This is a genomic window from Bdellovibrio sp. HCB117 (assembly GCF_047305915.1).
In the GTDB taxonomy this organism is placed as follows: domain Bacteria; phylum Bdellovibrionota; class Bdellovibrionia; order Bdellovibrionales; family Bdellovibrionaceae; genus Bdellovibrio; species Bdellovibrio bacteriovorus_B.
In genome coordinates this window covers 2,172,950-2,199,780 of record NZ_CP178622.1, presented here as the reverse complement: position 1 = coordinate 2,199,780, position 26,831 = coordinate 2,172,950, and the positions used below count along the sequence as shown (strand labels likewise).

Here is a 26,831-nt window from a genome sequence, read left to right as displayed (position 1 = left end):
ATGTCTTATGTTCGCCATGCTTTTTTCGGCATGCACGGAACGTTCATTGGAAATGGCTTTCTTAAATCCCTCCATTCTGAATAAATCTGAATTTAAAATTACGAACGAAACGAGCGGTGATCTGCTGCCGGATGCGAATGAGTCTTCAGTTCAACTCGAAGCCGAATGCAGCGCAAATATTCAATACATAGAAATTCAAAATCCCGAGACAAAAGCGTGGACGAAAAGCACAGACCTCATCGCCGGTGGTGACGCGAATTGCGCCGATGACAGTAAGATCTCTTTCAGCATTCCAAGTTCCTATGCGGCTCCTTTTATGCCGTCTGCTCCCGGGGATTTCCGTCAGCCTTTTCAAATTCGTTGGGCGGTGAAAAGTCACGAAGGCGAAATTTCTGTTTATTATAAAACTCTGAATGTTCTATTCAAAGCTCCAGAAGTTTCAGCAACATCTTCGTTGATCGGGCCGAATCAAGTTGCGAGTGGTTACACTGTCTCCGGAACATGCTCAAAGCAGGCGGGGTTTGTTGAGATCACAGACGTGTTTGAAACGAAACAAACGGTGACCTGTGATAGCGGTACTTATTCTTTAAATGCCACCTTAAAATCTTCGATAGCTTCGGGCCCGCTCACTTACAAAGTAAAGCACACAGCTTCCGCGGCCAGCCGTGCTTACGCAGAAATTGAAAAGACGGTCACCGCCGACTTTACGCCACCAGAAATTCATATCATTACTCCCGCGGCAGGTGCCATACTTACGGATGCGGATTATTCAACGGGAACTTCATTTGCCATGGAAGGAACATGCAGTGAAGACCTTATGCCGGTGAACGTGAAAGTGAATGGGATTCTTTCTACTTCTTTTACGTGCTCTGCGACGAAAGAGTTTTCAGGTGATATCATTCTTCCAGAAGGGCTTTCAGATATACAGGTTCAGCAAACCGATGCGGTAGGAAACGCAACGAGCGTCACGGTTAGCGTAACGAAAGATACCTCAGGACCGGGTGACTTCACCATTACAGGTGTTCAGTCCACAGCGGACGATAATACGATTGATAATCTTTTGACGGGCACAGTCTTGCGCGTGGATTTTTCTAACTCTCCTGATGCCGTTTCTTATGATGTCCAGATCAAAGATACGGCCGGTGCGGTAATATGCCCTTCACAAAATGTGACGACAGGCTATGCGATCTTCAATTCTTGCACGCTGACAAACGGTGTAGCTTATAAAGTTTATGCTAGCGCCAAAGATAATTTAAATCGGGTCACCACGGCGTTAAACAATGCTTATTCATTCACTGTACAGCTGCCAGTGCCAACAATTGCTAAAGTCTACAGTGATGTGACAAGTATCACTTACATATCCGGGCAAAACATTGTTCTTAATATTCAGTTCAGTCGCAGTGTCACTATTACGGGTTCTCCGAAAGTGACATTAAATACAGGAGAAAATGTTGTTTTCACTTCTGCTGCTATCGTTTCTGGAACGGATAGTAAGGTAGTTCGTTTTACTTACGTGCCCGGTATGAATATAGATGTGAATCCTTTGGAAGTGACAAGTGTCACTTTAAATGGGGGAAGCATCAAAGATTCTATCAATGGGCTTGATGCAAGCCTTGTATTGCCAACTGAAGCGTCAAATCGGTTGTCGGCCTGGAATCTAGGTATTGACTCTTTGGCTCCTGCTTCGGTGACGGGACTTTCAATTACCGCCGTTCCTAAAAGAATCGACATAACTCCTTCGATAACCTTCACGCCACCGGCTGATCCTGATGCCCTGACTTATTGGATGAAGATTTCTCGCCAAAGTGACAACCTGCAAATCATGGGATGGTCGCAAGTGGCTTCGTCCACTTCCGGGTTGCCGTTAAATGCAGCCTTGGTGGAACCAGGTGTGCAATATCGAGTTGAAGTTCAAGTGAAGGATCCCTTCTCAAACGCGAGTGGCATCACTCAAGGGTATTTCGTCTCTACCGCGTGTCCGACCAATTTTGCTTACGTGTATAACCCCACGTTTATAACACAACCTTTTTGCGTCGCCCGTTATGAAGCCAAAGGAGCGTCGCATGCGCCGCAATTCGTGTCTAGTGGGTTGCCTGTGAATGCCAATATTATGCAAGCGACGCAAGGTTGTAACAATTTAGGAGCGGGTTACAGTCTTATCAGCAATACTCATTGGAATGCCGTGGCTGACCTAATTGCGAAACGACCAGACAACTGGACAAATTTTGCTGTCGGCTCTGGTGTCCTTCATCGAGGGAACAATCAAATTATAGCTTTGAGTGAAGTGGTAGAAAGTGATCCTTGCTATCCGCAGTCCAATGCCTCTGTCTGTGCAAGTACTGGTAATAAACGTAAACACATACTGCCGTTTAATCAATCCGTCTGGGATATGGCCGGAAATGCGCTAGAACCTGTTTCCGACGCAGACTCTGTGTCAGCGGCGACGCTAGAATATGTGTCTGCTCTTGCCACCGGAAGCGTAAAGACGAAATATGGAACAACACAGTCCTGTGATCTACCGGGCAGCCCTGAATATTGCGGATTCGGAAAAGTAGATCTGTCAGTAACTTCAGTCAGCGCCATTTGGAGAGGTGGAAGTTCTGTCACAACAAGTGCCAAAGCCATTGGTGTATTTAGCACTCTTCGTTACGGAGACGCGATGACGTTATCATCAGACAGCGGATTCCGTTGCGTTTACGAGTTTTAGACTTTTAAAAATCTTCTGCTAAGAACGTGGAATCTCCACGTTAAAAGTATCGCTGCGAAAATCAGCCCAATTAAAAGACCAATCCAAATTCCCACAGGTCCTACACCTAAGTGGAAAGCCAGCAGGTACCCCAACGGCAAACCCATAACCCAATAAGCAAAAAAGGCGATAATACTTGGCCACTGCGTATCGCTCATTCCGCGCAAAGCGCCGATCGCCACGGCCTGAACACCGTCAAAGACTTCAAAGATGGCAACGACAATAAAAAACTGCGCCGCCCACGCAATAACGTCAGCGTCTTTCACGTAGAAGGTCGGAAACCATTCACGTAAAAAGAAAAATCCCAGAGCACATAAGCTCATGTAGGCGCCGCCCAGTTTTATCGCCGTGAATCCAGCAAAGCGCGCTAAGGAGTAATCTCCACGACCCAGCTCATAACCCACGCGAATGGAAGCCGCGATGCCAATACCTAAAGTGATAAGAAAGCTCGTACTTGCCAGACTGATTGTGATTTGGTGAGCGGCAAGCGGTCCGGCACCGAACCATCCCATCATCACAGCAGCCGTTGAAAAGGCCCCCACTTCAAAGATGTAAGTCAGTCCATTCGGGATACCTAAGCGGATCAGATTTTTTAAAAGATGATGATCAAAGCGGTGAGTCCAACGCTCTTGCATGTAATGCTTAAAGTGAGGATGTACGTGAACATAAAGCATCATGATAACAGCCATCACGATACGCGCTATCAGCGTCGCCCAGGCGGCGCCATCAAGTCCCATTTTAGGAAATCCATAATGCCCATGAATCAAAACATAGTTGCCGGCGATATTCAGGACTACGCCCAACATCATCACATACATGGCAACTTTTGTTTTACCGATTCCATCGGTGAACTGTTTGTAAGTCTGATAAATCAAGCTGGGAAGAATGGACCAGGTGATGATCTTAAAGAAACTGCCTCCCAGCTCCAAAACGTCGGGCGTTTGTCCAAACCAATGCAGGTTCGGCGCAAGCAGATAAAGCAAACCAATGGTGAAAGCACTCACTCCCAAGGCCACAAAAACACTGTGACGAAGTAGCACGCCTCCATAAGGATAATTTTCTTGCCCTTGCATCCGCGCAAAAAGAGCGGTGATCGGGGACAACATGCCAATACCAAAAATCAAAAAGACAATGAAAACACTGCCGGCAAAAGCCGAAGCGCTTAAAGCCAAAGGACCTAAAGCACCTACCATGATCGTATCAGCCAAGGTGATCAGATTTTGACCAACTTGTCCGATAACGATAGGGCCTGAAAGTTTGGCTAAGAGTTTACTTTCGTGGAAAAACTTAGACTGAGACAACTTCTTGAATCTCCGGGAAAAGTTCCTTCATTCGCGTTTCAATGCCGTCTTTCAACGTGATTTGCGAACTTGGACATCCGGAGCATGCACCCTTCATGTGGATGTAAAGAATATTGTTTTCGTATTTATAGAAAGCGATGTCGCCGCCGTCCAAAGCCACCACCGGACGGATTTCACGGTTTAGAACAGACTTGATATTACGAACAATCGGCAAGTCGTTTTCATCGTCTTCAGGCATGGCGACAAACTCAACCACGACCGGTTCATCACGATCCATGTGTTCTTGAATCAATCCGCTTAAAGGTTGAGCAAGAAGGTCCCACTCGACCCAGTCTTGCTTCGTCACAGTGATAAAGTCAGGACCGACGTAAACGGAGCTTGTCCAAGGAAAACCAAAGATTTTCGAGGCCAATGGTGAACGCTCGGCTTCTTCTGCTGTCGGGCAGTCAAATCCTTCTGAAGTCACTTGTTTTCCTAAAAGAAACTTCATTGTCGATGGATTGGGTGTGTTTTCGAACGTCACTTTATTCATAAAAGACCTCTTTTGCGGACAAGGCACAGTATATCACAGAGTGTTTTCTGCCAAGCGTGTTAATCCATGAGACGCGCTTGATTATCTCAAAAAATATTACTAACTTATCTCGGCTTAAGCCTCAATTTATGCGGTTTTGCAGTCTATTTTGTGAGCTTTATTTGAAGTTACGCTGATTAATCGAAAGGGAAGCAGAGATGACACCTAGAGTTAGAGAGATTTTGAGTTGGTACGGAGCTGATAATCCTGGAGTGCTAGCTAATATGGCTCGCATCATGAATCACGGTAAACTTGCAGGCACAGGTAAAATGGTGATCTTGCCGGTGGACCAAGGTTTTGAACACGGTCCGGCTCGCTCTTTCGCGAAAAATCCAGATGGTTATGATCCTGCTTACCACATTCAGCTGGCGATCGAGTCGGGTTGCAATGCTTACGCCGCTCCACTAGGCGCTATCGAAGCTGTAGCTCGTGACTTCGCTGGCGAAATCCCATTGATTCTTAAAATCAATAACTCTGACACTCTTTACACAGACAAGCGCCCGCACTCTGCATTGACGTCTTACATCGACGATGCCTTGAGATTGGGTTGCGTGGGTATTGGTTTCACAATCTACCCAGGATCTGCAGAACGCAAAGGTCAATACGAAGAAATCGCACAAGCGGCTCGTGAAGCGAAGGCGGCGGGTCTTGTTGTCGTGATCTGGTCTTACGCGCGTGGCGAACAAATCTCTAAAGAGGGTGAAACAGCTATCGACGTGATCGCGTACTCTGCACACATCGCTGCTCAATTGGGCGCTCACATCATCAAAGTAAAACCGCCAACAGCTCACATCGAACAAGCCGCAGCGGCGAAAGTTTACCAAGAACAAGGTATCAAAGTATCTTCATTGGCAGACCGCGCTCGTCACGTTGTTCAATCTTGCTTTGCAGGCAAACGCATCGTGATCTTCTCTGGTGGAGAAGCTAAAGGCACAGAAGAAATCTTAAAAGAGGTTTCTGATCTAGCTCAAGGTGGCGGTTTTGGTTCGATCATGGGCCGTAACGCCTTCCAACGTCCTAAGAAAGAAGCTCTTGAACTTCTTCACAACGTCATGGAAGCCTTCGCCGGCAAAAAACTATAGTCATCAAAGGTACCTGCTTCCCTTCGTGGGAAAAAGGTACCAGGTTCTTTTTCCTCGTAATAATTTTTGGAGCTCAATTTAATGTCCATTCATGAAAATCCACTCAGAGCAGAAAAACGTAAAAAACTTCATGCTCTTCGCGAAAAAGGCATCAATCCTTATCCGTACGTTTTTGAAAACAAAGCGAAGATCGCGGAAGTCGTAGCTGAACATGCGGCGACTTTGCAAGCCGGTGAAAAGAAGCCTGAGTTCTCTTATCGTATCGCGGGTCGTTTGATGACTTTGCGTATGATGGGGAAGGCTTCTTTTTTCAACGTGCAGGATCAAACAGGCACAGTGCAGGTTTACGTAAAAACTGAAGAGCTTGCGGAAAAAGACCGTGAAGCTTTCAATCTAGTGGATTTGGGCGATATCGTCGGTATCGAAGGTTACGTCTTTAAATCTCAAAAAGGCGAATTTTCAATCTACGTAAAAAGCTTCCAAATTTTGACGAAGACAATTGAACCTTTGCCAGAAAAATTCCACGGTGTTCAAGATATCGAAATCAAATATCGTCATCGTCACTTGGATTTGATCTCGGATGCCGAGTCTCGCAAGGTGTTTGAAACTCGCTCTAAGATCATCAAAGAAATCCGTCGTTTCTTAGACGACCGTGGTTTTATGGAAGTGGAAACTCCGACTTTGCAACCGGTTTACGGTGGTGCCGCGGCGACTCCATTTACAACTCATCACAAAGCTTTGGATATGAAGCTGTACATGAGAATTTCACCAGAGCTTTATTTGAAACGCCTGATCGTAGGTGGTTTTGAAAAAGTTTATGAAATCTCTAAAAACTTTCGTAACGAAGGTATCGACCGTACTCACAATCCAGAGTTCGCGTTGCTTGAGTTCTACGAAGCTTACACAGACTACAACTATCAAATGAAACAGTTTGAAGAGCTGATTTCGCAATTGGCTTTGAAAATCACGGGCAGCATGAAGGTGTCTTACCAAGGGAAAGAGATTGATTTTACTCCTCCTTGGCGCCGTCTGACGGTCTTTGATGGTGTTCGCGAATACGCGGGCATTGATCCCGATAAAGCGACGGAAGAAGAGTTGTTCCAAGCCATCCGCAAAAACGGTGGTGACATCGAAAAGCCGGGTAAAAAAGGCGAGATGATCATGGAACTTTTCGAACTGACAGCAGAACAGCACTTGTGGCAACCGACCTTCGTGATGGATCACCCGGTAGAGATTTCTCCGTTGACGAAAATTCACCGTCGCGATGGCCGTTTGGTCGAGCGCTTTGAACCGTTTGCTGCGTGCATGGAAATCGGGAATGCTTATTCCGAGTTGAATGATCCAGAAGATCAATTGGCCCGTTTGAAAGAGCAAGAAGCCAATCGTGCAAATGACGAAGAAGCTCATCCGATGGATGAAGATTTCTTGTTAGCGATCGATGCGGGTATGCCGCCGACAGGTGGTGTGGGAATTGGTATCGAGCGTATTGTGATGATCATGACCGATCGTCCAAGTATCCGTGATATCATCTTCTTCCCTACAATGAGAATTACCAAGTAGGGTGCTAACCAAATGGCCGGGGCCTTTGTTGCTCGTCGTCGGCGTACTAGGAGTACGCCTTCCTCCTCGCGCCGCGGCCGCGACCATTTTGTTACGCACGGGTGAGTAAAAGGGGACGATATGCCCCTTTTTATTTTTTAAAGGACTCTTTGATGAAAAGCTTTGTTTTAACATTGATCAGTGTGGTGCTTTTTTTAGGGTGTCAGCAACAGCCTACGAAAGTGGTTTCTGAAGAACCGGTGATGGGTGAAAGTGTCACGGCGGAAAAACTCATCAAGGGCAATCCGGTGATTTTGGATGCGCGTCCTCCATTTGAATTTAATCTTGTTCATGTTCCTGGCGCTATCAATGTGCGATGGGAAGACTTCTCTTCGCAAAATCCTAAATCTCGCGGTTTGCTGCAAGGGGATTTGTTTGCTTTGGCTCGTCGTTTGTCTTTGATTGGTGTGGATCCGGACACCAAGGTTTTAGTGCTGGGAAAGGGCCCTCAAGGTGCCGGAGAAGAAGGGCGTGTTGCTTGGACTTTAAAAGTGCTGGGCGTGAAAGAAGTGTACACAGTCCTTCACAACTCTTATCGCGAAATGAATACAACCCGCGAAGTCCCTCCGGTTCAAAATAAACCTTACTGGAAACCTGTGGTTCAAGATGAATTGGCAGTGGATTTTAAGACATTTAAAAATCAGGCTTTGAATGGCGGTCATGGGATCGTGATCCTTGACGTGCGTTCTTCGCAAGAATTTGCTCTGCGTAGTTTGGCCCAAATGAGCGAAGTGAAAACGCCGGTTCTTAATATTGATTGGACCTCATTCTTTAGTGAAAAAGGTCTTCCAGACAAAAAAATTGAAAGACTTCTATCTGAAAAGAATATTGGCAAAGACACACGCATTTTAGTGATCAGCAATCACGGTGTTCGTTCGGGTGCTGCCACCTATGCTTTGCAATACCTCGGCTTTAAAAAAGCCACGAACTTTGCCGGAGGTTATGAGCAGTGGAAGTAAATCCGCAAGAGCTCATAAATATTCTAAAAGATAAGATCACTCTTTACGAGCATCTTGGTATTGAGTTTATTACTTTTCGCTCTCACGAAGTGCATTTCAAAGTGGCTTTAGAAAAAAGCAAGAATCACAAAGGCACGGCCTTCGGTGGAAGCCAGTATGCCGTCGCCGTATTGTCTGCTTATGCATTGGTTCTAGCGGGCCTTAAAGAGCGGAACATTCCCACGGAAAATATTGTGATCGCCAAAGGGGAGATCCAATATCTTCGCCCGGTTGAAACGGACTTCGAAGTGATTTGTAAGTTTCCGTCAAAAAAAGAGGAAGAGGAATTTTATAAAACTCTTCAAGAAAAGGGAAAAGTTCGTGGGATTATCCAGTCTCACATCGTCGCTGACGGCGGTTCATTGAAGTCTTCCTTGAAGGGTGACTTCGTCGTTAAACTTTGAACTAAGATCTGCACAATTTCGGCCTTCTTCACAGGTTTGACTGCATAGGCATCGCATCCCGACGTCAAAGTGCGCTCTAAATCTTCCACCACGGCGGTTGCCGTTAAAGCAATTATTGGCGTGTGCGGAATTTTCATTTCTTCCTCCCAGTGACGAATCGTCTCGGTGGCTTTGTATCCTGTCATGATAGGCATTTGCATATCCATAAAAATCAGGTCGTAACGTTTGGCTTTGAATTTTTCAACGGCCTCTTGGCCGTTCACGGCTTCTTCACAATCAAAAGGAAGATTTTTTAAGTAGTGAATGATCAGAACACGGTTGTCTTCAGAGTCATCCACTAAGAGTATGCGGAAGCGCTTGTTTGGGAACAATGTATTCCAAGCCGCTGCCGGAGAAGATTTTTTTTCCAAATGAGTGGTGGTATCTGGTCGGTGAGGCAGAAGAATGCGGAAAGTCGTTCCGCGGCCGGAGAGGCTTTTCATCTCCAAGACTCCGCCCATGATCTCGACAAGATTTTTAGAAATCACAAGACCCAATCCCGTGCCTCCATATTTTCGCGAAATGCCCACATCGGCTTGGAAGAACGGTGAAAAGAGTTTGGCTTGTTTCTCGCGGGGGATACCGATACCGGTGTCTTGCACCTCAATAGAAATCTTTTCGCCCCCTTCATTTACGATTTTCACAATGACTTTAACGTTTCCTTCTGACGTGAATTTAAGGGCATTCCCGATAAGATTAAAAAGCACTTGGCGCAGACGAGTGGGGTCCCCCCACTGTTGAACCGGAACAGAGTTTTCCAGTTGCAGTTCAAAGTGCAGACCTTTTTCTTCGGCTTTAATTTGCAGAATTTCAAAAACACTGCGAATGGTCGCGTGTAAGTTGTAACTGACGTTTTCAACACTCAACGCTTTGGCTTCGATTTTAGAAAAGTCCAAAAGGTCATTAATAAGGGCTTTTAAGTTTTCACCCGCATGACTGAATAAAGTTAAATACCGGGCTTGGTCTTTGGATAGCTGAGTTTCCTTAAGGAGCTCTAGCATACCTAGAACAGAATTCAACGGCGTCCTGATCTCGTGGCTCATGCGAGCCAAAAACTCTGACTTCGCCTGTGAAGCATCTTCCGCCTGATCGCGAGCGGCTTTAAGTTCGGTCTCTGTTTCTCGTAGTTTGACAAGTTTGTCTGTCAAAGTAGTGATTGCCGCACCCGTTAAAAGTGAACAATAACAAAGAGTCAAAAGTGTCGCGGGTGTTTGTAAAACAAAGGGATCGTTCGCCCAAGGAAGGCTCAGAAGTTTAGGAAGTGGCACCGCCAACATCATAATGATCGTGTTCATCAAGATAGCGGCATAAAGTCCGTACCAAGCCGCAGAAAGCAAAAGCCCGATCCCGAAGACATACCAAGTTTGTGTAAAAGGCGCGGACATTCCTAAGAATACCGATCCCGTGATCCCCGCGATCCAGACCAGACGTTCTTTCTTAGTTAAGTAAGACATTCGAAGAGGGGGGCGTGTGTCGATCGGAAAAAGAGAAAGCTCCCTCTTAAATAATGAAGGTGTTAACAAAATCATCCCAGGAAGAGTAATGAAAACAGCTCCTGTCATATCTCCAATGGCGGTGACCAGGGTGTTCCACAAAAAGGCTTCGGGAGAACTGAATTTTGTGAAAACAAAAATCGCTTGGATCAGGGCCGAGGCGACAACCGAAGGAATCAAAATTCCATACACAGAAAATAAAGTGATGTTCTTGGGGCTGGGGCGCCACGAAGAAAATGTCTTAAAGCGTTCTTTAACAAGCATCCATGCCATAAAAACTTCTAAAGTTTCAGGTATAGCGTAAACGGGATACAGGACAGGGCGGGGTAAATCTAAAAGCGGAGCCGCTAAAAGGCCGTTTAAAAATACGGCAATAAGAACTCGCGGTCCCCACCACAAGGTCATTGCCACACCTAAATTGATTGGAAAGTAAATCCAATAAACGCCTTGAATCGATGTAAAAGGCAGACTGGCCCACGTCCCCAGCGAGAGAACAATGAAAGGAAGAACCCAAGTCCACCACGGCAAACGTTTTTTATCCATATTTCTATTCTAGGCAGAATAAGAAATGCGGGCTAAGAACGACTGTGAAATGTGCTAAAGGTCAATAGTCGAAGGTTTAAAGAACATCTCTCCACCAAAGCAGGAACCGCTTTGGCAGCGATTAAAGCGAATGCAACCGCCTTGGGTGCGAACGCGATAGATGTCGTCCTCTAGGAAATCCTCCTGGCCTCGACTTAAGATGCCGACCAGGTTTCCTTGTCTGTCAAAAAGAGGAGATCCTGAGCTGCCAGCAAAGGTGTCGACTTCAGCTTTGAATGTCTGCTTTTCTGCAGAGTATTCTGTCACGATGCCGGCATCTTGTTTCATCGGAAGACCTAAAGGATAAGAAAGGCTCAGAACTTTTTCGCCTTTTTCTAGATTCCTTTTAGAAATTTGCACAGGCTTTGCTCCAGGGACTTCACGGTCCAATTGAACGATAGCGTAATCCGTCCCGCGAGAAAGACTGCTTTCCTGTTTTACGATGTTCTTGCAGTGAAAGACCTCTTCTTCTTTGAAAGTTTGAAGGGCTTTATTCGACGTCCACGCAAAGACAAACTTCGTGTCGGTGCAAGAGTCTTTCTTTTGCACGCAGTGGGCGGCTGTAAGAACTTTATCTGGAGCGATCAAAACACCGCTGCAAAAACCTAATAGCGGTTGATCCAAAAATTTTTCGTCTTCGCACAACGGCCAACTGCGACCCAAGGTCGAAAGACGTGGTTTCCATGTGCCGTCTTTTTTTGCAAGATTATATTCTTGCACGAGCATAGCGGTGGCTTGCGCCACTTGTGAGATGTCTCCGACAGAGTCGACATCTTTACGCGTGTCTTCGCCATAAATAACACCCTGGCCGTCGTTCACAACAACATTCGAAGTGGCTGAGGGGCCTTGACCGCAAGCTGCAACCAAAAATGGTAGAAGAAGTATAAAATATTTCATTTCTTCTCCGGTTTCGGGTTGATTAGGCCTGTGACGATTCCATTGATGGAAAGATATCCATGTTCATGAGATTTAAGATTCGGGCTCATGTGCAACCAATGCACGACAGCTTTAAATGGAGAGTAAGGATCCACCACGAAGTCACCACATGCTACTAAAATATCTCCGGCTCTGAAGTCGGGTAAAGGACCAAATTTAGTATTATAAATGACTTCGATGCGGTCATCACTGGTTGATAAATCCTCGTCCAAATCCACTTCAAAATGCACGTGCTTCTGGCGGTCTTCCATCACCTCGACGATGCGGCCTTGAATAAAAGCGCGAGCGGTAAACTTCTTTTCCATCTCGTCACGATATGAGAGCAGACGGCTTTCGTTAAAATCCATGCGATCTTTTTTATCCAAACATGCTGGTGGCTTCGCGAAGGAATACAAGGGGAAGGTTGCGATAAGAGTGAGTAGCAGAAGCATAGATTTCATGAAGGCCAATATAACAAAAACAGGGCGAAGCTTCGCCCTGCACAGTGTGTTTAGGAAAAGTTTTTATCGTGTCTAAAATTTCGACAGCTTAGTTGGCGCCAGCATCAATCCAGCGCTTTAGATAGTCCGTTTCTTCTGGCGTTAATGGCTTGATTCCGTATTTGCCATTTTGAGGTGGCATAAAACGTTTGTACATGCCGGGGACGACGATTTGATAAAGCACGCTGTCTGCGGCGCTCTCTTTTATAAGCCCTTTTTCTTTGATGACCTGAAGGTCGTCAAGAACCGTGCGTTTGGCCGTTTCCTTAGAATGGCAGACCATGCACTTGGCATTGAAGATTTCCGCTTTTAAGTTTTCAAAGCTCAGCTCCAAAGCTTTAAAGTCTGTGGCTGGCTTTTCTTTAGGCGCTTCGGCATCCGCACACGCCGCTAAGTCTTTGACCTTCTGTACGTCTTTGCGATCATGAGTTTGATCGTCCAACCAAGTTTCTAAAATCTGTTTTTCACAGGCGTTCAATGCTTTGTACCCTGCAGAGCGGGGAGGCATGGTTTCGCGTTGAACGGCGCCTAAAATAGAGTCCTTTTGTGCTAATACTTTTTCAGCTGTATCCATGGCGCGGCTGCCGCTGGCATGACACTCTTGGCATGTGCGAAGGGACGTGGCTTTCACCACCTCGAATGAAACAGATTGATCACGAAAGGCTGCAAAAGAACCTATTTGCGGAAGACCGGAACCATCCGTTTTAAATACACCCAGCTCTTCTAGTGCATAACTGCAACCGGTCAAGCTAAGTCCCATCAATGCGCCAACAAAAAGAAGTGCCTTTTTCATAAGGCCTGGCTTTTATCAAATTTTAAGAGAGTTGTGGGGAAGTAACGAAGAACCCCAGAAATAAATTCCGGGATGTCTAAAAAGTAAACGGGACTTATTTGCCCCGTTTGTCGATTTTCATGTTTTGAAAAGGAGGGCTCGTATTTTGCGAGGCGGGTTTTCGATTGCCACCGGCTTTAAGAACGCAAGCTTGGCGGTCTTCATCGCTGAAGTCTTCAGACTCCGTACACTGAGCTAAAGCTTTGGGGTCAAAGCTTTTTCCTTTAACGCTCTCCCAGCAGTTCCAAAAGGCTTTGTCGTCTTTTTGTAAGTTGCAGACGGTAACGGCATACCAGTCGACTTCTTCATTTTCTGTGCGAGTTTTGCAGGCTTCAATGTCTTTTTCACCAATGAAGCGATCGCAGAATCCGGAAGGATTTGTAGGTTCTATGGCAAAAGCAAAAAGCGGAATGCTTGCGATCAAAACGACAGACTTTATCGCAAGTCTCATGAAGCCACCTTGATTTTAAATAGCACCGAGTACATCGCCTTAAGCATGTCCGGATCATAACGACCCGCCAGCTTTTCTTTCATCATCGTCACGGCATCAAGGGGAGTCATCGGCACGTTGTAAGAGCGTTGAGTCGTCATCGCATCGTACGTGTCGGTGATCGCCACAATACGAGCGAAGGGATGAATTTCTTCGGCGACTAACTGTTGTGGGTAACCGTTGCCAGACCAAGATTCATGATGCTCAAAGCAAGCTGCCTTAATAGCATCACTGATATTGGGATGGTTATTTAAAATAACAAGTCCGTATTGGGGATGCATTTTCATCTGCTCCCATTCCGCATCCGTCAAGCCACCTTTTTTGCAAAGAATGTCTAAGCTGACGTTACGTTTTCCGATGTCGTGGAAAAGAGCGCCCACACCCAGTTCTTCTAAAGTCTTCGCATCGTATCCCAAGGCTTTACCCAAACCTAAAGAATAGATACTGACATCCAAAGAGTGGTTGTAAGTGTAGAAGTCATGTCCTGACAAAGAAATCATAAAGCCCATGGCTTCAGGGGCATTTTCCATCAAATCAATAAAATCTTTAATGATCGGACGCGAGTCATCCAATGCACGGTTTACATCTGGATTTTCAAAAAGATCTTCCATTAAAGCGACCGAAGATTCGCGCAAAATCGCGGCCTTTTCGAAAGGATCGATCATGCTGGAGTTCATTTCTTCACGAACCCAGTCGCGATATTTTTGCTTGTCTTCTGCTAATACGAAGAATGAATCCCCAGTGTCTTTGCGGTGCAGATTTTTAATCTTTCCGTCAGAAAGACGATCTCCCGCGCGAAGATATAAAATATACTTCTGATCCACGAGCACGTAGATATCGAACGAAGTGACTTTATCGGGGCGGATGGTGCTTAAACGTATACGGAAATAGGATGGAGACGTCATACGAAAATTCTGCCATGGATACATTGACTTAGATAGAAATTCCTGAATAATCGAAGGCGATGGCCCTTCGTCTAGACACACAGATTCAGTACCTAAAGGGAGTCGGACCCAAGCTCGGAGATCTCTTCTCCCGCAAGGGATTAAAGACTCTAGGGGACCTCTTTGAGTTCTATCCCAGAGCCTACGAAGATCAGAGAGCCGCTCGCAACATTTCTAGTCTCAAACCAGGAGACATTGTCAGCATCAAGGCTCAAGTTGTGACAGTTCATAGTATCAACATGGGACGCTCGACGCGGAAAATGTACGACGTGGTCGTTCGCGATTCTTCGGGACAAATTCACTGCAAATATTTCCGCGTTCCTTATAAGGGATACTTTGAAAGATTTAAGCCCTTCACCGAAGTGCGCGTCGTGGGGAAGGTGATCGAATATCGTGGGCGCATTGAGTTTCATCACCCCGATATTCGCGACATTGAGCCGGACGAAGAAACACAGGATGCTTTGATTCCTCTGTATACGGAGATCGAAGGCCTTGCGACGGCAAAAATCATGAAGCTTGTTCGTGCGGCTTTTGCGCAAATGGAAGAGTGGCCCGAAGAAGCCCTGCCTAAATGGATTTTAGAAAAATATCAGCTAAAAAAGCGTCAAGATGCCCTGAAGGAAATCCATTTCCCTGAGCCCAGCCGTGCTCAGGAGTATGCGGAGTTTAAGAGTGCCGCACAAAAAAGAATCATTTTTGATGAGTTCTTTTGGTTGGAGCTCTACCTAGCGTCACGAAAAACGGGATTCCAAAAAGAGGGTGCACCGCAAATCAAAAACAAAGCGGAAAAGTTAAAAGCCCTGGAAGCTTCGTTGCCATTCACGATGACCAACGCTCAAAAAAGAGTCTTTGGCGAAATCAAATCTGATATGGAAAAGACCCACCCTATGCATCGTATGGTTCAAGGGGACGTGGGGAGCGGAAAAACCCTGGTCAGCTTTATGGCGGCTCTTTACGCCATGGAGAGCGGCTATCAATCCTGTTTGATGGCACCGACAGAGATCTTAGCAGAGCAGCACTTTAAAAACGCCCGTAAGGTCCTTGAGCCTTTGGGTGTCCGCTTGGCTTTGCTGGTGGGAAAATCAAAAGCCTCTGAAAGAAAGCAAATGCTAGCAGCTCTTCAGGCTGGCGAGATAGACTTGATCATCGGCACTCATGCTTTGATTGAAGATGAAGTGCAGTTTGCAAATTTAGGTCTTGTCATCATCGACGAACAGCATCGTTTTGGGGTTGAGCAAAGAGGTGTTTTAAAGAACAAAGGCAAGTCTCCCCACTTTTTAGTGATGACCGCGACACCGATCCCGCGAACTTTGGCGATGACGGTGTATGGTGATTTGGATGTCTCTATTATTGATGAAATGCCAGCAGGCAGAAGTCCGATTCAAACGCGGGTGACTTATGAAAGCAAACGACCGCAAGCTTTGCAGTTTATGTTGGATCAATTAAAAAAAGGGCGTCAGGCTTACATCGTTTATCCGCTGGTGGAAGAAAGCGAAAAGATTGATCTCAAGGATGCGGTTTCTGAATACGAAAAACTAAAAACGCAGTTTCCCGATGTTCACTTTGGTCTTTTGCACGGAAAAATGAAACCCGATGAAAAAGATCAGGTCATGACTCAATTCCGCAATCAGGAAATCCAAGTTCTGGTTTCAACAACGGTGATCGAAGTCGGTGTCGACGTGCCAAACGCCAATATCATGATCATCGAACACGCTGAGCGCTTCGGATTGTCCCAGCTTCATCAATTGCGCGGCAGGGTAGGACGGGGCGAATTCAAAAGTTTCTGTATTCTCATCATGGGTTACGCGGTCTCAGAAGAAGGTCGTCAGCGCACCGAGATGATGGAAAAAACATCCGACGGATTTAAAATTGCCGAATTCGATCTTGAAATGCGCGGCCCGGGTGAATTCATGGGAACTCGTCAATCAGGTCTTTCCGGATTTAAACTTGCAAACTTGGTTCGTGACATGGCGATCCTGCAGCAAGCGCGCGAAGCAGCTTTCGAAGTTCTAAAAAAAGATCCGAAGCTTGCTTATCTAGAAAATCAAAGACTGCGTGAAGAATTACTCCGCGAACATGGGCCTGCAGCGTTGGCGGGAATAGCATAAAAATAAAGTTGCGAAGAAATTTTTTTTAAGTCATTCTGATGTGGATCACAAGGATGTGTTCAGATGACAACAAGATTTTTCAGCGTAGTAACAGCTTCTCTATTTATTTCTTTATCTGCTTTGGCAGCTCCTCCCTCTTATAAAGTCAGTATGCGTGTCGGTATTAAAGGTCAGTCGCCTATTTCTGTAAATACGGTGGCAAAATCCGGCAAAAAAAGTTTCGTGAGCCAGTTTTCTGATGATGGGCAAACGGAAACTTTGGTGGAGGTCTTTGCCAAGAAGTCTCAGGTGAAAAACAAAAACGGTCTTTACATGGATGTTCTCGTAACAAAACGTGTGAAGGGGCAATCGAAAGTCACTGAGCGCGCGCAAATCTTCGCTCCAGAAAATCAAGAAATGGAGTTCGGCATGAATTCCAAAGGTAGAATGGCAGGAAATCTTTCCTTGGCCGTCATGGCACACAAACTCTAGGTCGACAGACTTAGAGTTTTCACTCAGTGCGACATAAATATTCCATTTGATACTCGACCTCGGTCGTGATGTGATTTTTCCCTATGAGGGGGTATCAGATGATTCGTCTTGTGAAAAGCATCACAACAACCACGGCGATTGCAGCTTTGACTGCGAGTGCCGCTAGTGCCGGAACTGTTTTGAAAATGAACAGCGGTTCGGTTGACACTACTAAAATCTCTAACAACTACGCAGCTTCTTGGATGATGGAAACTCAGCCAACGGAGTATATTGTTCAGTTTAAAAAGGCGATCACTGAAGCCGACAAAGCCAAGTTGAAGGCTCAGTTTGAAGTTTTCGGCTATCTTCCTGACGATGCTTTGGTTGTGCGCAGCACTTACGCAAAGCTTTTGAGCTTCAAAAATTCTCATCCAGAAGTTCAAGCCGTCGTTAAATATTCTGCTTCTTACAAAGTCAGCAGCTCATTTGATGTGGCGAGCGTTTTCAATAAAGACACTATTCAATCCGTTCTTGTGAAGACATTTAAAGCATCAGATGCAGATCTTGTGGCTTCAAAAATAGCAGCCTTAAATCCTAAAGTAGAACTTCAAGTTGTTGATGGAAACTCAGTGATGGCGCTAGTTCCTCGCGGACTTGTTTCTCAGGTGGCGGCTTTAACAGGTGTTGAGCACGTTCAACCAACTCCAGAGATTGAATCCTTCCATTTCGTGATGGATCAAGACTTGGCAGCAGATGTTCATGCAACGGCAGCGGGCGATTATTCAGATCTTACTGGTGATGAGCCAGGAACGCGCGTGATGAAATTCCAAGCGGCTTGGGCGCAGGGTTTCACAGGTCGTAACCAAATCGTATCTATGGCAGACACAGGTTTAGATTCTGGAAACGTGAATGCGATTCACGGGGATTTCGCGGGGAATGTGATCTCGGGATATCCTTTCGGTCTTTGGTCAAAAACTTGGGACGACCCCATGGGACACGGAACTCACGTAGCGGGTTCGGTGATGGGAAATGGAAAAGCTTCTGGTGGACTTCTAAAAGGAGGCGCTTATGAAGCAAAAATGGTGGCGGAAGGTATGTGGTCACCAATGCTTAAGAACTTAAGCGTTCCATCCAAACTAGGTGATTTGTTTGCAAAAGCCCAAACTGATGGCGCTAGCATTCACACAAACTCTTGGGGTGGTGCTCGTACGTTTGGTGCTTATGATAACTTTGCGGTTCAAGTAGATACTTGGTTGTACGACAACCCAGATATGCTTGTTCTTTTCGCGGCTGGTAACAGCGGTGCGGATAAAAACAAAGACGGTCGTATTGATGCAAACTCTATGGCTTCTCCAGGAACAGCGAAAAACGTTCTTACTGTCGGCGCTTCTGAAAACGTGGTAACGACAGGTGGTATCCAAGTTCCAATCAGCAAATTAAGAGCTGCTAAAGACGAATGGCCTTCAGAGCCTATCTATAGCGACTACATTTCTAATAACGAAAACGGTATTGCGATGTTCTCTTCACGTGGACCCACCTCGGATGGTCGTGTGAAACCAGATATCGTGGCTCCGGGCACAAACATCTTGAGCGTGAAGTCTCAACAAAAAGACGCTTCTGAATTATGGGGCGCTTACAATAAAGACTATGTTTGGTCGGGTGGTACATCTATGGCTACACCTTTGACGGCGGGTGCTGCGGCAGTAGCTCGTCAGGTGTTGGTTGAAAAATTAAACATCCAGAAACCATCAGCGGCTTTGATGAAAGCGACAATGATTCACACGGCAGTGGATATGTATCCAGGTCAGTTCGGGGAAATCGGCGCTTCTCGCGGGCAAGAGATTTTGACTCGTCGTCCAAATTCGGATGAAGGTTATGGTCGCGTGGACGTTCAAAACATCGTGAATTTGGGTTCAAAAACTCAGTTCATCGACAACCGCCAAGGTGTGGCGCAAGGTCAGGAAGTTTCTTACGAGTTCACTTTGGCTCGTGAAGGAAAGCTTTACGCAAACCTTGTTTGGACCGATGCTCCGGGGTCAGCGAACGCGGCTCAAGCCCTCGTAAATGACTTAGACTTAGTTTTGACTCTTCCAAATGGTCAGACTCTCAGCATGAATGATCACGTCAATAACCTTGAAATGATTGAAAAGTCCGGTCTTCCGGCTGGATCTTATAAGCTCACTGTAAAAGGCTTTAAAGTTCCGCAAGGTAAGAATGGCTCGCAAGCTTACGCTCTTGTTTACACTGCAACAGAGCTCTAGTTTGTTAGTTTAAATAGCTGAAATGCTTAAGAAAAGGCTTGGGTAATCCCAGGCCTTTTTTGTTCTGAAAAACCCTCTGAAAATATTTCCTAACACCCCGCTCTCGTTTGATAACTTGCGTCAGATTTGATAGAACAGACGAGGTTGAAACTCTGTCCAATTAAGGGGGAGGTCGAATGCAGACGTTTAATGTTGGTGATAATGCTGTTTATCCCGGCTATGGCGTTGTAAAAGTGGTTTCTATTGAAACCAAAGAAATGTTGGGAACTAAAACAACATTCTACAACATGCAACTGGTCGACACTGGCTTAAAAATCATGATCCCTACTACGAACGTAAAATCTGCGGGTCTTCGTCCTATCATCTCTAAAGACGAAGCCAACAAAGTCGTGGGCATTCTTAAAGAAAAAGACATCAAAATCGACAATCAAACTTGGAACCGCCGTTACCGTGAGTACATGGAAAAGATCAAAACAGGTTCCGTTTTCGAAATTGCTGAAGTTTTACGCGATTTATTCCTTTTGAAAGCAGATAAAGAGCTTTCTTTCGGTGAGCGCAAGATGCTTGATTCTGCGCGCAGTCTTCTTTTGAAAGAGCTGACATTGGCGACGAGCCAAGAAGAGCTTTTCATGGAAGAAGAAGTGAAAGCCATCTTCGGAATCACAGGCTAGTCGGTCGATGAAAAGGGCCCATCTGACTGCGTTGTCGGGGGTTCTCCTTCTCTCCAGCGTACTTTAAGTACGCTTCCGTTTCGGAAAACCCCCTCCGCCTTGCAGCTGAACCCTTTTGATCGACCTTGAGTGGTAGACTTAGAATAAAAAACATAATAAATTCGAGGCTTGGTTTCTAACCAGGCCTTTTTTATTTGTGCCTGGGCAACTTGGAGTTCTCATGACCTCAAAAATTTCGCCTCATCCTCGCGTTCGTTTTGCACCTTCTCCGACGGGTTATTTGCACGTTGGGGGAGCTCGAACGGCTCTTTACAACTATCTTTACGCTAAGAAAAATGGCGGTGAGTTCATTCTTCGTATCGAGGACACCGATGAGGCTCGTTCCACGGAAGAATCTTTGCGTGGCGTGGTGGATGACCTTGTGTGGTTGAATCTTCTTTGGGCGGAAGGTGTGGATCCGAAAACATTGAAAGATGTGGGACCCTTGGGGCCGTACCGCCAAAGTCAGCGCCAAGATATCTACAAAAAATATGCGGATCAGCTTTTAAACGCTGGCAAAGCTTACTACTGCTTTTTGACTGACGAAGAGATTGAAAAGCAACGTGAAGAGGCGAAAGCGGCCGGCCGTTCTCCGCATGTGAATTCTCCTTACCAAGATTGGCCTTTGCAAAAAGCTTTAGAGCATATCGAAAAAGGCAATAAAGGCGTGGTTCGTTTTAAAACCAGAGGTTTGGCGAAAGACTACACCTTGAACGACCTAGTTCGTGGCGAAGTGAAATTCCCTTCAGACATGGTCGGAGACTTTGTTCTTCTGCGCTCTGATGGCATGCCGGTTTATAACTTCTGCTGTGTTGTGGATGATCACTTGATGAAGATCACGCATGTTTTCCGTGCGGAAGAACATCTGCCAAACACGCTTCGTCAAATGATGATCTATGAAGGTTTGAATTGGCCACTTCCTGAATTTGGTCACATGGCTTTGATTCTAGATGAAGATCGCCAAAAGCTTTCAAAGCGTAAGGGTGCGGTTGCTTGTGGTCTTCTAAAAGAAGAAGGCTATTTAGCGTCGGCTGTTTTGAACTTCATTGCTCTTCTTGGTTGGTCACATCCGGAAGGTAAAGAGATCATGTCGGTTGACGATATGATTCAAGCCTTTGATATCTCTCGTTTGAATCCTTCAGGTGCAATCTTTGACCGCGTGAAGTTTAAATGGATGAATGCGCAACATTTGCGTGCTCTTCCAAATATGGAACTTTGGAATGCGATTCAACCGTTCTTGGCGCGTGAGAAAATGGAACTTCCGCAAGATCCGGTATGGCAGGATAAATCCATCACGGTGTTTAAGCCTTATATGGAAATTTTGTCGGATGCGATTGAGCTTTATAAGCCACTGAATGACAAATCTTACGTCATTCTTCCGGAAGCGGAAGAGGCGATGAAGTGGGAAAGCACGAAAGCGGTCTTGACGGCTTGGAAAGAACTCGTGAGCGCCCATACGTCTGACTATATGACGGAAGAAGAGTTCTTGAAAATCCAAGATGAAGTGAAAAATAAAACGGGTGCAAAGGGTAAAAACCTTTTCATGCCGATTCGTGTGGCCGTGATCGGAAAACCTCATGGCGCGGAATTAAAAATCCTGGTGCCATTGATGAAGAAAGATTCTTTGATCGCGCGTGCTGAAAAAGCCTTGGCTCAATTATAGGTGAAAGATGTCTTTAAAGATTTACAACTCTCAGTCTAAGCAGCTTGAAGAATTTGTACCTCTGACTCCAGGTCAGGTGAAAATGTATGTCTGTGGTCCGACGGTTTATAACTTTCTTCACGTCGGAAACTTTCGTGGAGTTGTCTTTTTTAACTTAGTTCGAAATTGGCTAGAGTCTTCTGGTTACAAAGTGGACTACGCCTTGAACTTCACAGACGTGGACGACAAGATTATCAATCGTGCTCATGAATTGGGCATGGATCCTCATGCGTTGTCTGAAAAGTACATCGTCGAGTATAAAAAGGATTTTGCCTCTTTAGGTCTTCGTCCTCATGATCACAATCCAAAGGTGACCGAACATATGGACGGCATCGTCGATATGGTGAAGGCCTTGGTGGATAAAAATATCGCTTACGAAACTCAAGGGGACGTGATGTATTCCATCGCGGCTTTTGATGGCTACGGTAAGCTGAGTGGTCGCAACCCTGAAGAACTTCAGGCGGGCGCCCGCGTAGATATCGATGAAAAAAAGCGCAACCCGATGGATTTCGCTCTTTGGAAAGCGGCGAAGCCAGGTGAAGTGTCTTGGCCTTCTCCGTGGGGGCCAGGTCGACCAGGCTGGCATATCGAATGCTCGGCGATGATTCAAAAAATCTTTGGTGATCAGATCGATATTCACGGCGGTGGTATGGATTTGATTTTCCCGCATCATGAAAATGAAATCGCACAGAGTGAAGGGTGCACCGGTAAGCACTTTGTAAAATACTGGATGCACAATAATATGCTGAACTTCGGCGGACAGAAAATGTCGAAGTCCTTAGGTAATGTTGTGACGATGCGTGAGTTCTTGGAAACGAACAACGCGGAAATCTACAAGTGGATGGTTCTTTCCGTTCACTATCGTACAATGAGTGACTTCAGTGATGCGGCTGTTGAAAGAGCTGTGTCGGGCTTAGCACGTATTTATTCCGCACTTTCTTTGGCGGATGACTATGTGGCTGAAGGCGTGCCGCCAGATGCTGGATTTGAAAAAATCACCCAAGAAGCTTGGAAAAAAATTGAAGCGGCTTTGAATGATGATTTTGGGACTCCAGAGGCCTTTGCTTCTTTGTTCGAAGTCGTGCGTCAGTTTAACTCTCAAGTTCGTCGTGGAATGAAGTCCAACCCGGCGGTGCAGGGGAAGGCTGTTGCGTTTAAGAATTTTGTTTCTAAGCTCGGCCGTCTTCTAAGTTTATTCCAAGAGCCTGCCGGTTCTTTCTTGGTTAAGCTTGATGATATGTTGCTCACGAAAATGAATGTAAAACGCGCAGAGGTAGATGCCTTAGTTGCAGAACGCACTCAGGTGCGTGAGGCCAAGGACTTTGCAAAATCCGACGAGCTTCGTGCGAAACTGACGGGGATGGGAATCTCTGTCAGTGACACTCCTACAGGAAGCTTCTGGGAAGTGACTAAATAATCTTTAAAACGTTAGCCACGCCTGGCGTTTTTTTCATAAAGGGCTGTGAGTTTGCAGCTCTCTGATTAATCCTCTGTAATTTCTGTGTGCCTTCTTTCCTTTGATTTTGAATCGGATAAGATCCCGTCATTCAAATTCAAAGGAGCTTTTTATGCGTCTTTTAATTGTTACTATCTTATTGGCCTCTTCCTGGGCGCAAGCCCGCACATTGCCTTCAGTCGAAGAGAAAATAAATCCCTCTTCAATCGATCAAGTGATTCGTTTGGTGGATAAAGATTCCCCAGGGTCTTCAAACTTAAAGGTTTCTGTTGTCGTCACGGATTATGGGATGAGCACGGATGTATCGCCAAGACATGCGATTTATCTGACGTTAGCAAGTCTTGCGGAAATGGGAAATATCTTTGCTGAGTTCAGAATTACGGAACAGGCTTATAAGTTTATTTCGGCTCAAAGAATTGCCGCTGGTGTTTATGAAATCAAAGCGCAGGTGTATGATGAGACCTTCAAAGAGATGACTTATACTGTTGATGCGACAAAGATGTTCAGTGATGAGCGTAAACTTCGCAATAACTGCGGAAGTGCTTTCTGTGATGGGTTCTTAACGACGACGGTGGAAGTAAAAGAGACGGCTAAATAAGTCGCTCGTGTGTTCTAAAAACTTTTCTAGTAAAAAGGGAGCTTCGTGCTCCCTTTTTATTATTCTTAAAGACCAGCGACGATGGATTGAAGATCCGGGATGTCCGCCAATTTTTTGCCTTTTACGACGGCCTTCGTACTTTTGCTAACGACGCCGAAAGGGATGTTGCCCCACCATTTTTCTACGATAGAGCCATCTGCATTTTTAGTCGTCATTTTGCAGGTGTCATAAGTGCCGGCTGGAGGAGCTTCAACTTTTTCTAAGACACCTCCACTAGTCACGCAGTTAGCAAGAATCTGCTTAAAGCGCTCTGGAGAATAAAGGTCCGTCACTTCCAGATGTTCAGAAACCACGTCATTTCCCATCGTGGCTTCGTATTTGACGGTCCACTTCTTAGTTTCTTTATCGAACTTAACAACTTCTTTTACAATGCGCACAGATTTTTGAGTGCCATCACGTTGTTGAACCGTGCCTGTCCATTGAACTTTGTCTCCCACGCTGGGATATGCCCAGGCTTGCAGGGAGAACGAAGAAACCACCAAAGCGGAAAAAAGTTTATAAAGTTTCATCATGCCTCCTGTATGGGATCCAGAATGGCACGAGATTTTTAGGCGGGGAGCTATTCTTTGGTGAGATTGCAATCATACAAAGAAGGGCTCCGCATTTGGTCTGAGCCCTTATAAAACTGCAATAGATGTAAACGAAAATCGGGCTTATTCTAAGGTAAGCACGTGGGTTTTAACCTGTTCGATATCTTTGTCATCCATCCATTGTTCGCGGTATTTGCCTTCGATAAAAAGATGAACCTGATCTTTATAGAACGGGGAGAGCATATGGCCAGATATACCAATCGGATTGATGCCCCAGCTTTTTTGAGGGGATGCAAAATCAATGATTCTGCGAGTGGATGGACCGGCTACAACTTTAAAGTCGCCACCCATGCCGCGCATTTTGTTGTTGTTGATTTCATTGTAGGCTCCGGGAATGGGGTAGGGTCCCAAATTGAATATTTTGTTTAAAGGCGCATTTCGGCCTAGCGGATGTATGTATTCAACAGTGTGTATCTCGCCCCAGGTTTTGTTTTGCACCTTTTCAATCGCTTTTTTGAAACCTGCAGTGATTACTTCAGGTCTTTTTAAGTCTTTCCACCAAGGCGCCGTTTCGTTCAAGATCGTACGACGATAGAATTGCCAAGCGTAAGGGGTGTTAAGGAAAGTTCGGCGTTCCTCTTCTGAAAGTTTCTGCAGCAGAAGTTGGATGTTTTCGCTATTCCACTGGTGATAAAGACTTGCCGCTGTCGACGAGATATCGGATCGATGATTCCAATCTTTAAGGCTTTGCAGGGCTTTTTCATATTTTTTGTTTTCTTCTGGCGATAAATGAAGATCTGCCAGCAGTTTTTCTAAGATTTCTGGGGTAAAGGCGTTGTAGTTGTCCGTTTGCAGGGCCTTAAATTCTTCTGCATTCCACACATCTTTTTCGGAAAGGGCTTTGACGATAGTTTGATAGCGGTCATCGGCTTGGAAATCTCCGCGGATGTTTGTTGGAAGACTTTCAGGGCGTGAGTTCGCAGTCACAATAAACCCTGAAGGTGGATTCACAGAATGGGGCTTCTCGTTCCACTCTAAAAGGCGAAGGTATTCATCATCGCCAGAAGTTCCATCAAGAAGCATGTCTGAATTTGGATTCTTTTTAACGGCGATATCACCGAAGATCCACCAAGCAATGTTATCGGCGTCAGCGTACATGACATTAAGTCCCGGTGCTGTTGCCGATTTTAAGGCAGACTCAAACTCGGCCATGCTTTTTGCTTCGCCCATCATGCGTAAGGCTTTCATGGGGTTGTTTTCTTTTCTATGAAAAGCCCACTTTAGCGCCAGATTTTTCTCTGTAAAGATTCCGTCCATCAAGGGTCCGTGCGGAGTTTCAATCATAGGTAAAGTGACGTCGATGCCATCCTTCACTTTGATTACTTCGTTCCACTCTTGGTAGCTGACAGGTTTCTTGTTGAAGAGCACCGTTTTTTTCTCAGTGTCCAAAGTTTCGCGATAAAGATCCATGTCATCGGAAAGAGACATAGTGAAACCCCAAGCATGATGACGGTTGTGACCTAAGATCGCAAAGGGAACGAGTGGAAGATAGTGACCGTAAAGTTCAAACTCCGGTGTTTGAATATGCGCTTCCACCCAAACTGCGGGCAGTGCATAACCAATGTGGGGATCGTTGGCGAAAATACTTTTTCCCGATTGTGACCTGCTGGGGGCAATCAACCAGGCATTACTTCCTTCAAAGTGGGGAGTGAATAATCCCTCGGTAAGAGCCGGCAATGCTAAGCTATTGGTGACAATCTTCAGAGGTGCGCTCAAAGGATTGTTTCTTAAAGCCTGAAACTGTTCTTCAGAAAGTTTTTTTGCCAGTTCTGACATCAAAGGATCTGCTTTTAAAGCGATGCCAAAACTATAAGCCATGTGGCCGGTCATGACGTAAGCATCCATTGGGGTGAATGGACGGGGTTTCAGCCCTAGGATTTTCATTTCAAAAGGCAAGGGGCGAGTGGCGACGTACTGATTAACGCCGTCGAAATAGGCTTCCATCTCGCTCCACAGGCGTTCATCAAAGGTGCCTGTTTCTTTTTCGTGTTTGAGCATGCGTTCGACAGCAGGTTTAATCATGAGGCTGCGATAAAGTTTGTCGCTGGTAACGGCCACGTCTCCAAAAGCCTCACTCAATTCTCCTTGAGTCATGCGGCGTGAAAGTTCCATTTGAAAAAGACGCTCACTTGCCATGACAAAACCTAAGGCTCTTAAAGCATCGATCTTGTTTTGTGCTTTGATGTGCGGAATGCCGAAAGTGTCCCTAGTGATTGTGACCGGAGCAGAAAGACCTTCCAGTTTTAGTTGTCCGTCCATAGGCGCTACGGATTGCTTCATAAAAAAGTAGACGACAAAGACAGCTACACAGATCAGAGCGGTAAGAACGAGCAGAATTCGCTTTAAGTTTTTCATAGTAAAACTCTCGAACGGAGCTCAGCTCGAAGCAAGGGACTTTCC

General features: G+C 45.7%; 22 protein-coding genes. 12 read left to right on the top strand and 10 right to left on the bottom strand.

The annotated features are described in order from the left end of the window. Positions 1-7: 7 nt before the first annotated feature. Positions 8-2,707, top strand: coding sequence for a hypothetical protein (locus tag ACLWBD_RS10490; RefSeq protein WP_063208512.1), 2,700 nt, complete (start codon positions 8-10; stop codon positions 2,705-2,707). On the opposite strand, the gene ACLWBD_RS10485 is transcribed toward ACLWBD_RS10490, so the two are convergent. Together ACLWBD_RS10485 and ACLWBD_RS10480 are read right to left on the bottom strand one after the other, a co-directional pair. After that, a complete protein-coding gene (locus tag ACLWBD_RS10485) occupies positions 2,704-4,047 on the bottom strand; it encodes an MATE family efflux transporter (protein ID WP_253696847.1) in 1,344 nt (447 codons plus the stop codon). The two genes, ACLWBD_RS10490 and ACLWBD_RS10485, sit on opposite strands and share 4 nt — an antisense overlap. After that, positions 4,034-4,579 carry a NifU family protein gene (locus ACLWBD_RS10480; RefSeq protein WP_413568141.1) on the bottom strand — a complete coding sequence of 182 codons (546 nt, stop codon included), beginning with the start codon at positions 4,577-4,579 and terminating at the stop codon, positions 4,034-4,036. Before ACLWBD_RS10480 ends, ACLWBD_RS10485 begins: the two co-directional genes overlap by 14 nt. 197 nt (positions 4,580-4,776) lie before the next feature. Between ACLWBD_RS10480 and ACLWBD_RS10475 the strand changes: the two genes are divergently transcribed. The 4 genes from ACLWBD_RS10475 (at position 4,777) to ACLWBD_RS10460 (ending at position 8,701) form a co-directional block, all read left to right on the top strand. Beyond that, positions 4,777-5,700, top strand: coding sequence for a class I fructose-bisphosphate aldolase (locus tag ACLWBD_RS10475; protein WP_063208509.1), 924 nt, complete (start codon positions 4,777-4,779; stop codon positions 5,698-5,700). Between the two features lie 81 nt (positions 5,701-5,781). Continuing rightward, positions 5,782-7,260, top strand: a complete 1,479-nt coding sequence (lysS, locus tag ACLWBD_RS10470; RefSeq protein WP_063244721.1) for a lysine--tRNA ligase — start codon at positions 5,782-5,784, stop codon at positions 7,258-7,260. A gap of 152 nt (positions 7,261-7,412) precedes the next feature. Further along, positions 7,413-8,258, top strand: a complete 846-nt coding sequence (locus tag ACLWBD_RS10465) for a rhodanese-like domain-containing protein (protein ID WP_063208507.1) — start codon at positions 7,413-7,415, stop codon at positions 8,256-8,258. Next, entirely contained in the window at positions 8,249-8,701 is a 453-nt protein-coding gene (locus tag ACLWBD_RS10460; RefSeq protein ID WP_063208505.1) for a YiiD C-terminal domain-containing protein, read from the top strand. The genes ACLWBD_RS10465 and ACLWBD_RS10460 overlap by 10 nt, the downstream gene beginning before the upstream one ends. On the opposite strand, the gene ACLWBD_RS10455 is transcribed toward ACLWBD_RS10460, so the two are convergent. The 6 genes from ACLWBD_RS10455 to ACLWBD_RS10430 all read right to left on the bottom strand — a co-directional run bounded on the left by ACLWBD_RS10455 (position 8,635) and on the right by ACLWBD_RS10430 (position 14,457). After that, complete coding sequence (locus ACLWBD_RS10455; RefSeq protein ID WP_413568140.1) at positions 8,635-10,776, bottom strand: ATP-binding protein; 2,142 nt, start codon at positions 10,774-10,776, stop codon at positions 8,635-8,637. The genes ACLWBD_RS10460 and ACLWBD_RS10455 overlap by 67 nt on opposite strands. Before the next feature lie 54 nt (positions 10,777-10,830). Next, the gene (locus ACLWBD_RS10450; RefSeq protein WP_413568139.1) at positions 10,831-11,712 is read right to left on the bottom strand and encodes a trypsin-like serine peptidase; all 882 of its coding nucleotides are present in this window, start codon (positions 11,710-11,712) and stop codon (positions 10,831-10,833) included. Further along, complete coding sequence (locus ACLWBD_RS10445; protein ID WP_413568138.1) at positions 11,709-12,191, bottom strand: hypothetical protein; 483 nt, start codon at positions 12,189-12,191, stop codon at positions 11,709-11,711. The genes ACLWBD_RS10450 and ACLWBD_RS10445 overlap by 4 nt, the downstream gene beginning before the upstream one ends. An 88-nt stretch (positions 12,192-12,279) precedes the next feature. Continuing rightward, positions 12,280-13,023, bottom strand: a complete 744-nt coding sequence (locus ACLWBD_RS10440; RefSeq protein WP_413568137.1) for a hypothetical protein — start codon at positions 13,021-13,023, stop codon at positions 12,280-12,282. Between the two features lie 94 nt (positions 13,024-13,117). Further along, positions 13,118-13,513, bottom strand: a complete 396-nt coding sequence (locus tag ACLWBD_RS10435; RefSeq protein ID WP_413568136.1) for a hypothetical protein — start codon at positions 13,511-13,513, stop codon at positions 13,118-13,120. Then, entirely contained in the window at positions 13,510-14,457 is a 948-nt protein-coding gene (locus tag ACLWBD_RS10430; protein WP_063208614.1) for an HD-GYP domain-containing protein, read from the bottom strand. Before ACLWBD_RS10430 ends, ACLWBD_RS10435 begins: the two co-directional genes overlap by 4 nt. 59 nt (positions 14,458-14,516) lie before the next feature. Here ACLWBD_RS10430 and recG point away from each other — a divergent pair, with 59 nt between their 5' ends. From recG to ACLWBD_RS10395, 7 genes are all read left to right on the top strand, one after another. Continuing rightward, a complete protein-coding gene (gene recG, locus ACLWBD_RS10425) occupies positions 14,517-16,604 on the top strand; it encodes an ATP-dependent DNA helicase RecG (RefSeq protein WP_413568135.1) in 2,088 nt (695 codons plus the stop codon). A gap of 63 nt (positions 16,605-16,667) precedes the next feature. Next, positions 16,668-17,075, top strand: coding sequence for a hypothetical protein (locus ACLWBD_RS10420; RefSeq protein WP_063208493.1), 408 nt, complete (start codon positions 16,668-16,670; stop codon positions 17,073-17,075). A 98-nt stretch (positions 17,076-17,173) separates the two neighbouring features. After that, positions 17,174-19,315 carry a S8 family serine peptidase gene (locus tag ACLWBD_RS10415; protein ID WP_413568134.1) on the top strand — a complete coding sequence of 714 codons (2,142 nt, stop codon included), beginning with the start codon at positions 17,174-17,176 and terminating at the stop codon, positions 19,313-19,315. 176 nt (positions 19,316-19,491) lie between these two features. Beyond that, a complete protein-coding gene (locus tag ACLWBD_RS10410) occupies positions 19,492-19,986 on the top strand; it encodes a CarD family transcriptional regulator (protein ID WP_063208489.1) in 495 nt (164 codons plus the stop codon). A gap of 220 nt (positions 19,987-20,206) precedes the next feature. Next, on the top strand, positions 20,207-21,688 hold the full coding sequence (gltX, locus tag ACLWBD_RS10405; RefSeq protein ID WP_413568133.1) for a glutamate--tRNA ligase: 1,482 nt from the start codon (positions 20,207-20,209) through the stop codon (positions 21,686-21,688). Positions 21,689-21,695: 7 nt separating this feature from the next. Further along, positions 21,696-23,144 (top strand): cysteine--tRNA ligase, encoded by a 1,449-nt coding sequence (gene cysS / locus ACLWBD_RS10400; RefSeq protein ID WP_413568132.1) that lies wholly within the window; start codon positions 21,696-21,698, stop codon positions 23,142-23,144. 151 nt (positions 23,145-23,295) lie between these two features. Beyond that, positions 23,296-23,781 (top strand): hypothetical protein, encoded by a 486-nt coding sequence (locus tag ACLWBD_RS10395; protein ID WP_413568131.1) that lies wholly within the window; start codon positions 23,296-23,298, stop codon positions 23,779-23,781. Positions 23,782-23,846: 65 nt separating this feature from the next. Here the strand turns inward: ACLWBD_RS10395 and ACLWBD_RS10390 are convergent, their stop codons facing one another. Beyond that, complete coding sequence (locus ACLWBD_RS10390; protein WP_253696840.1) at positions 23,847-24,353, bottom strand: DUF333 domain-containing protein; 507 nt, start codon at positions 24,351-24,353, stop codon at positions 23,847-23,849. Between the two features lie 141 nt (positions 24,354-24,494). Continuing rightward, positions 24,495-26,786, bottom strand: a complete 2,292-nt coding sequence (locus ACLWBD_RS10385) for a penicillin acylase family protein (protein WP_413568130.1) — start codon at positions 26,784-26,786, stop codon at positions 24,495-24,497. Between the last annotated feature and the right edge of the window lie 45 nt (positions 26,787-26,831).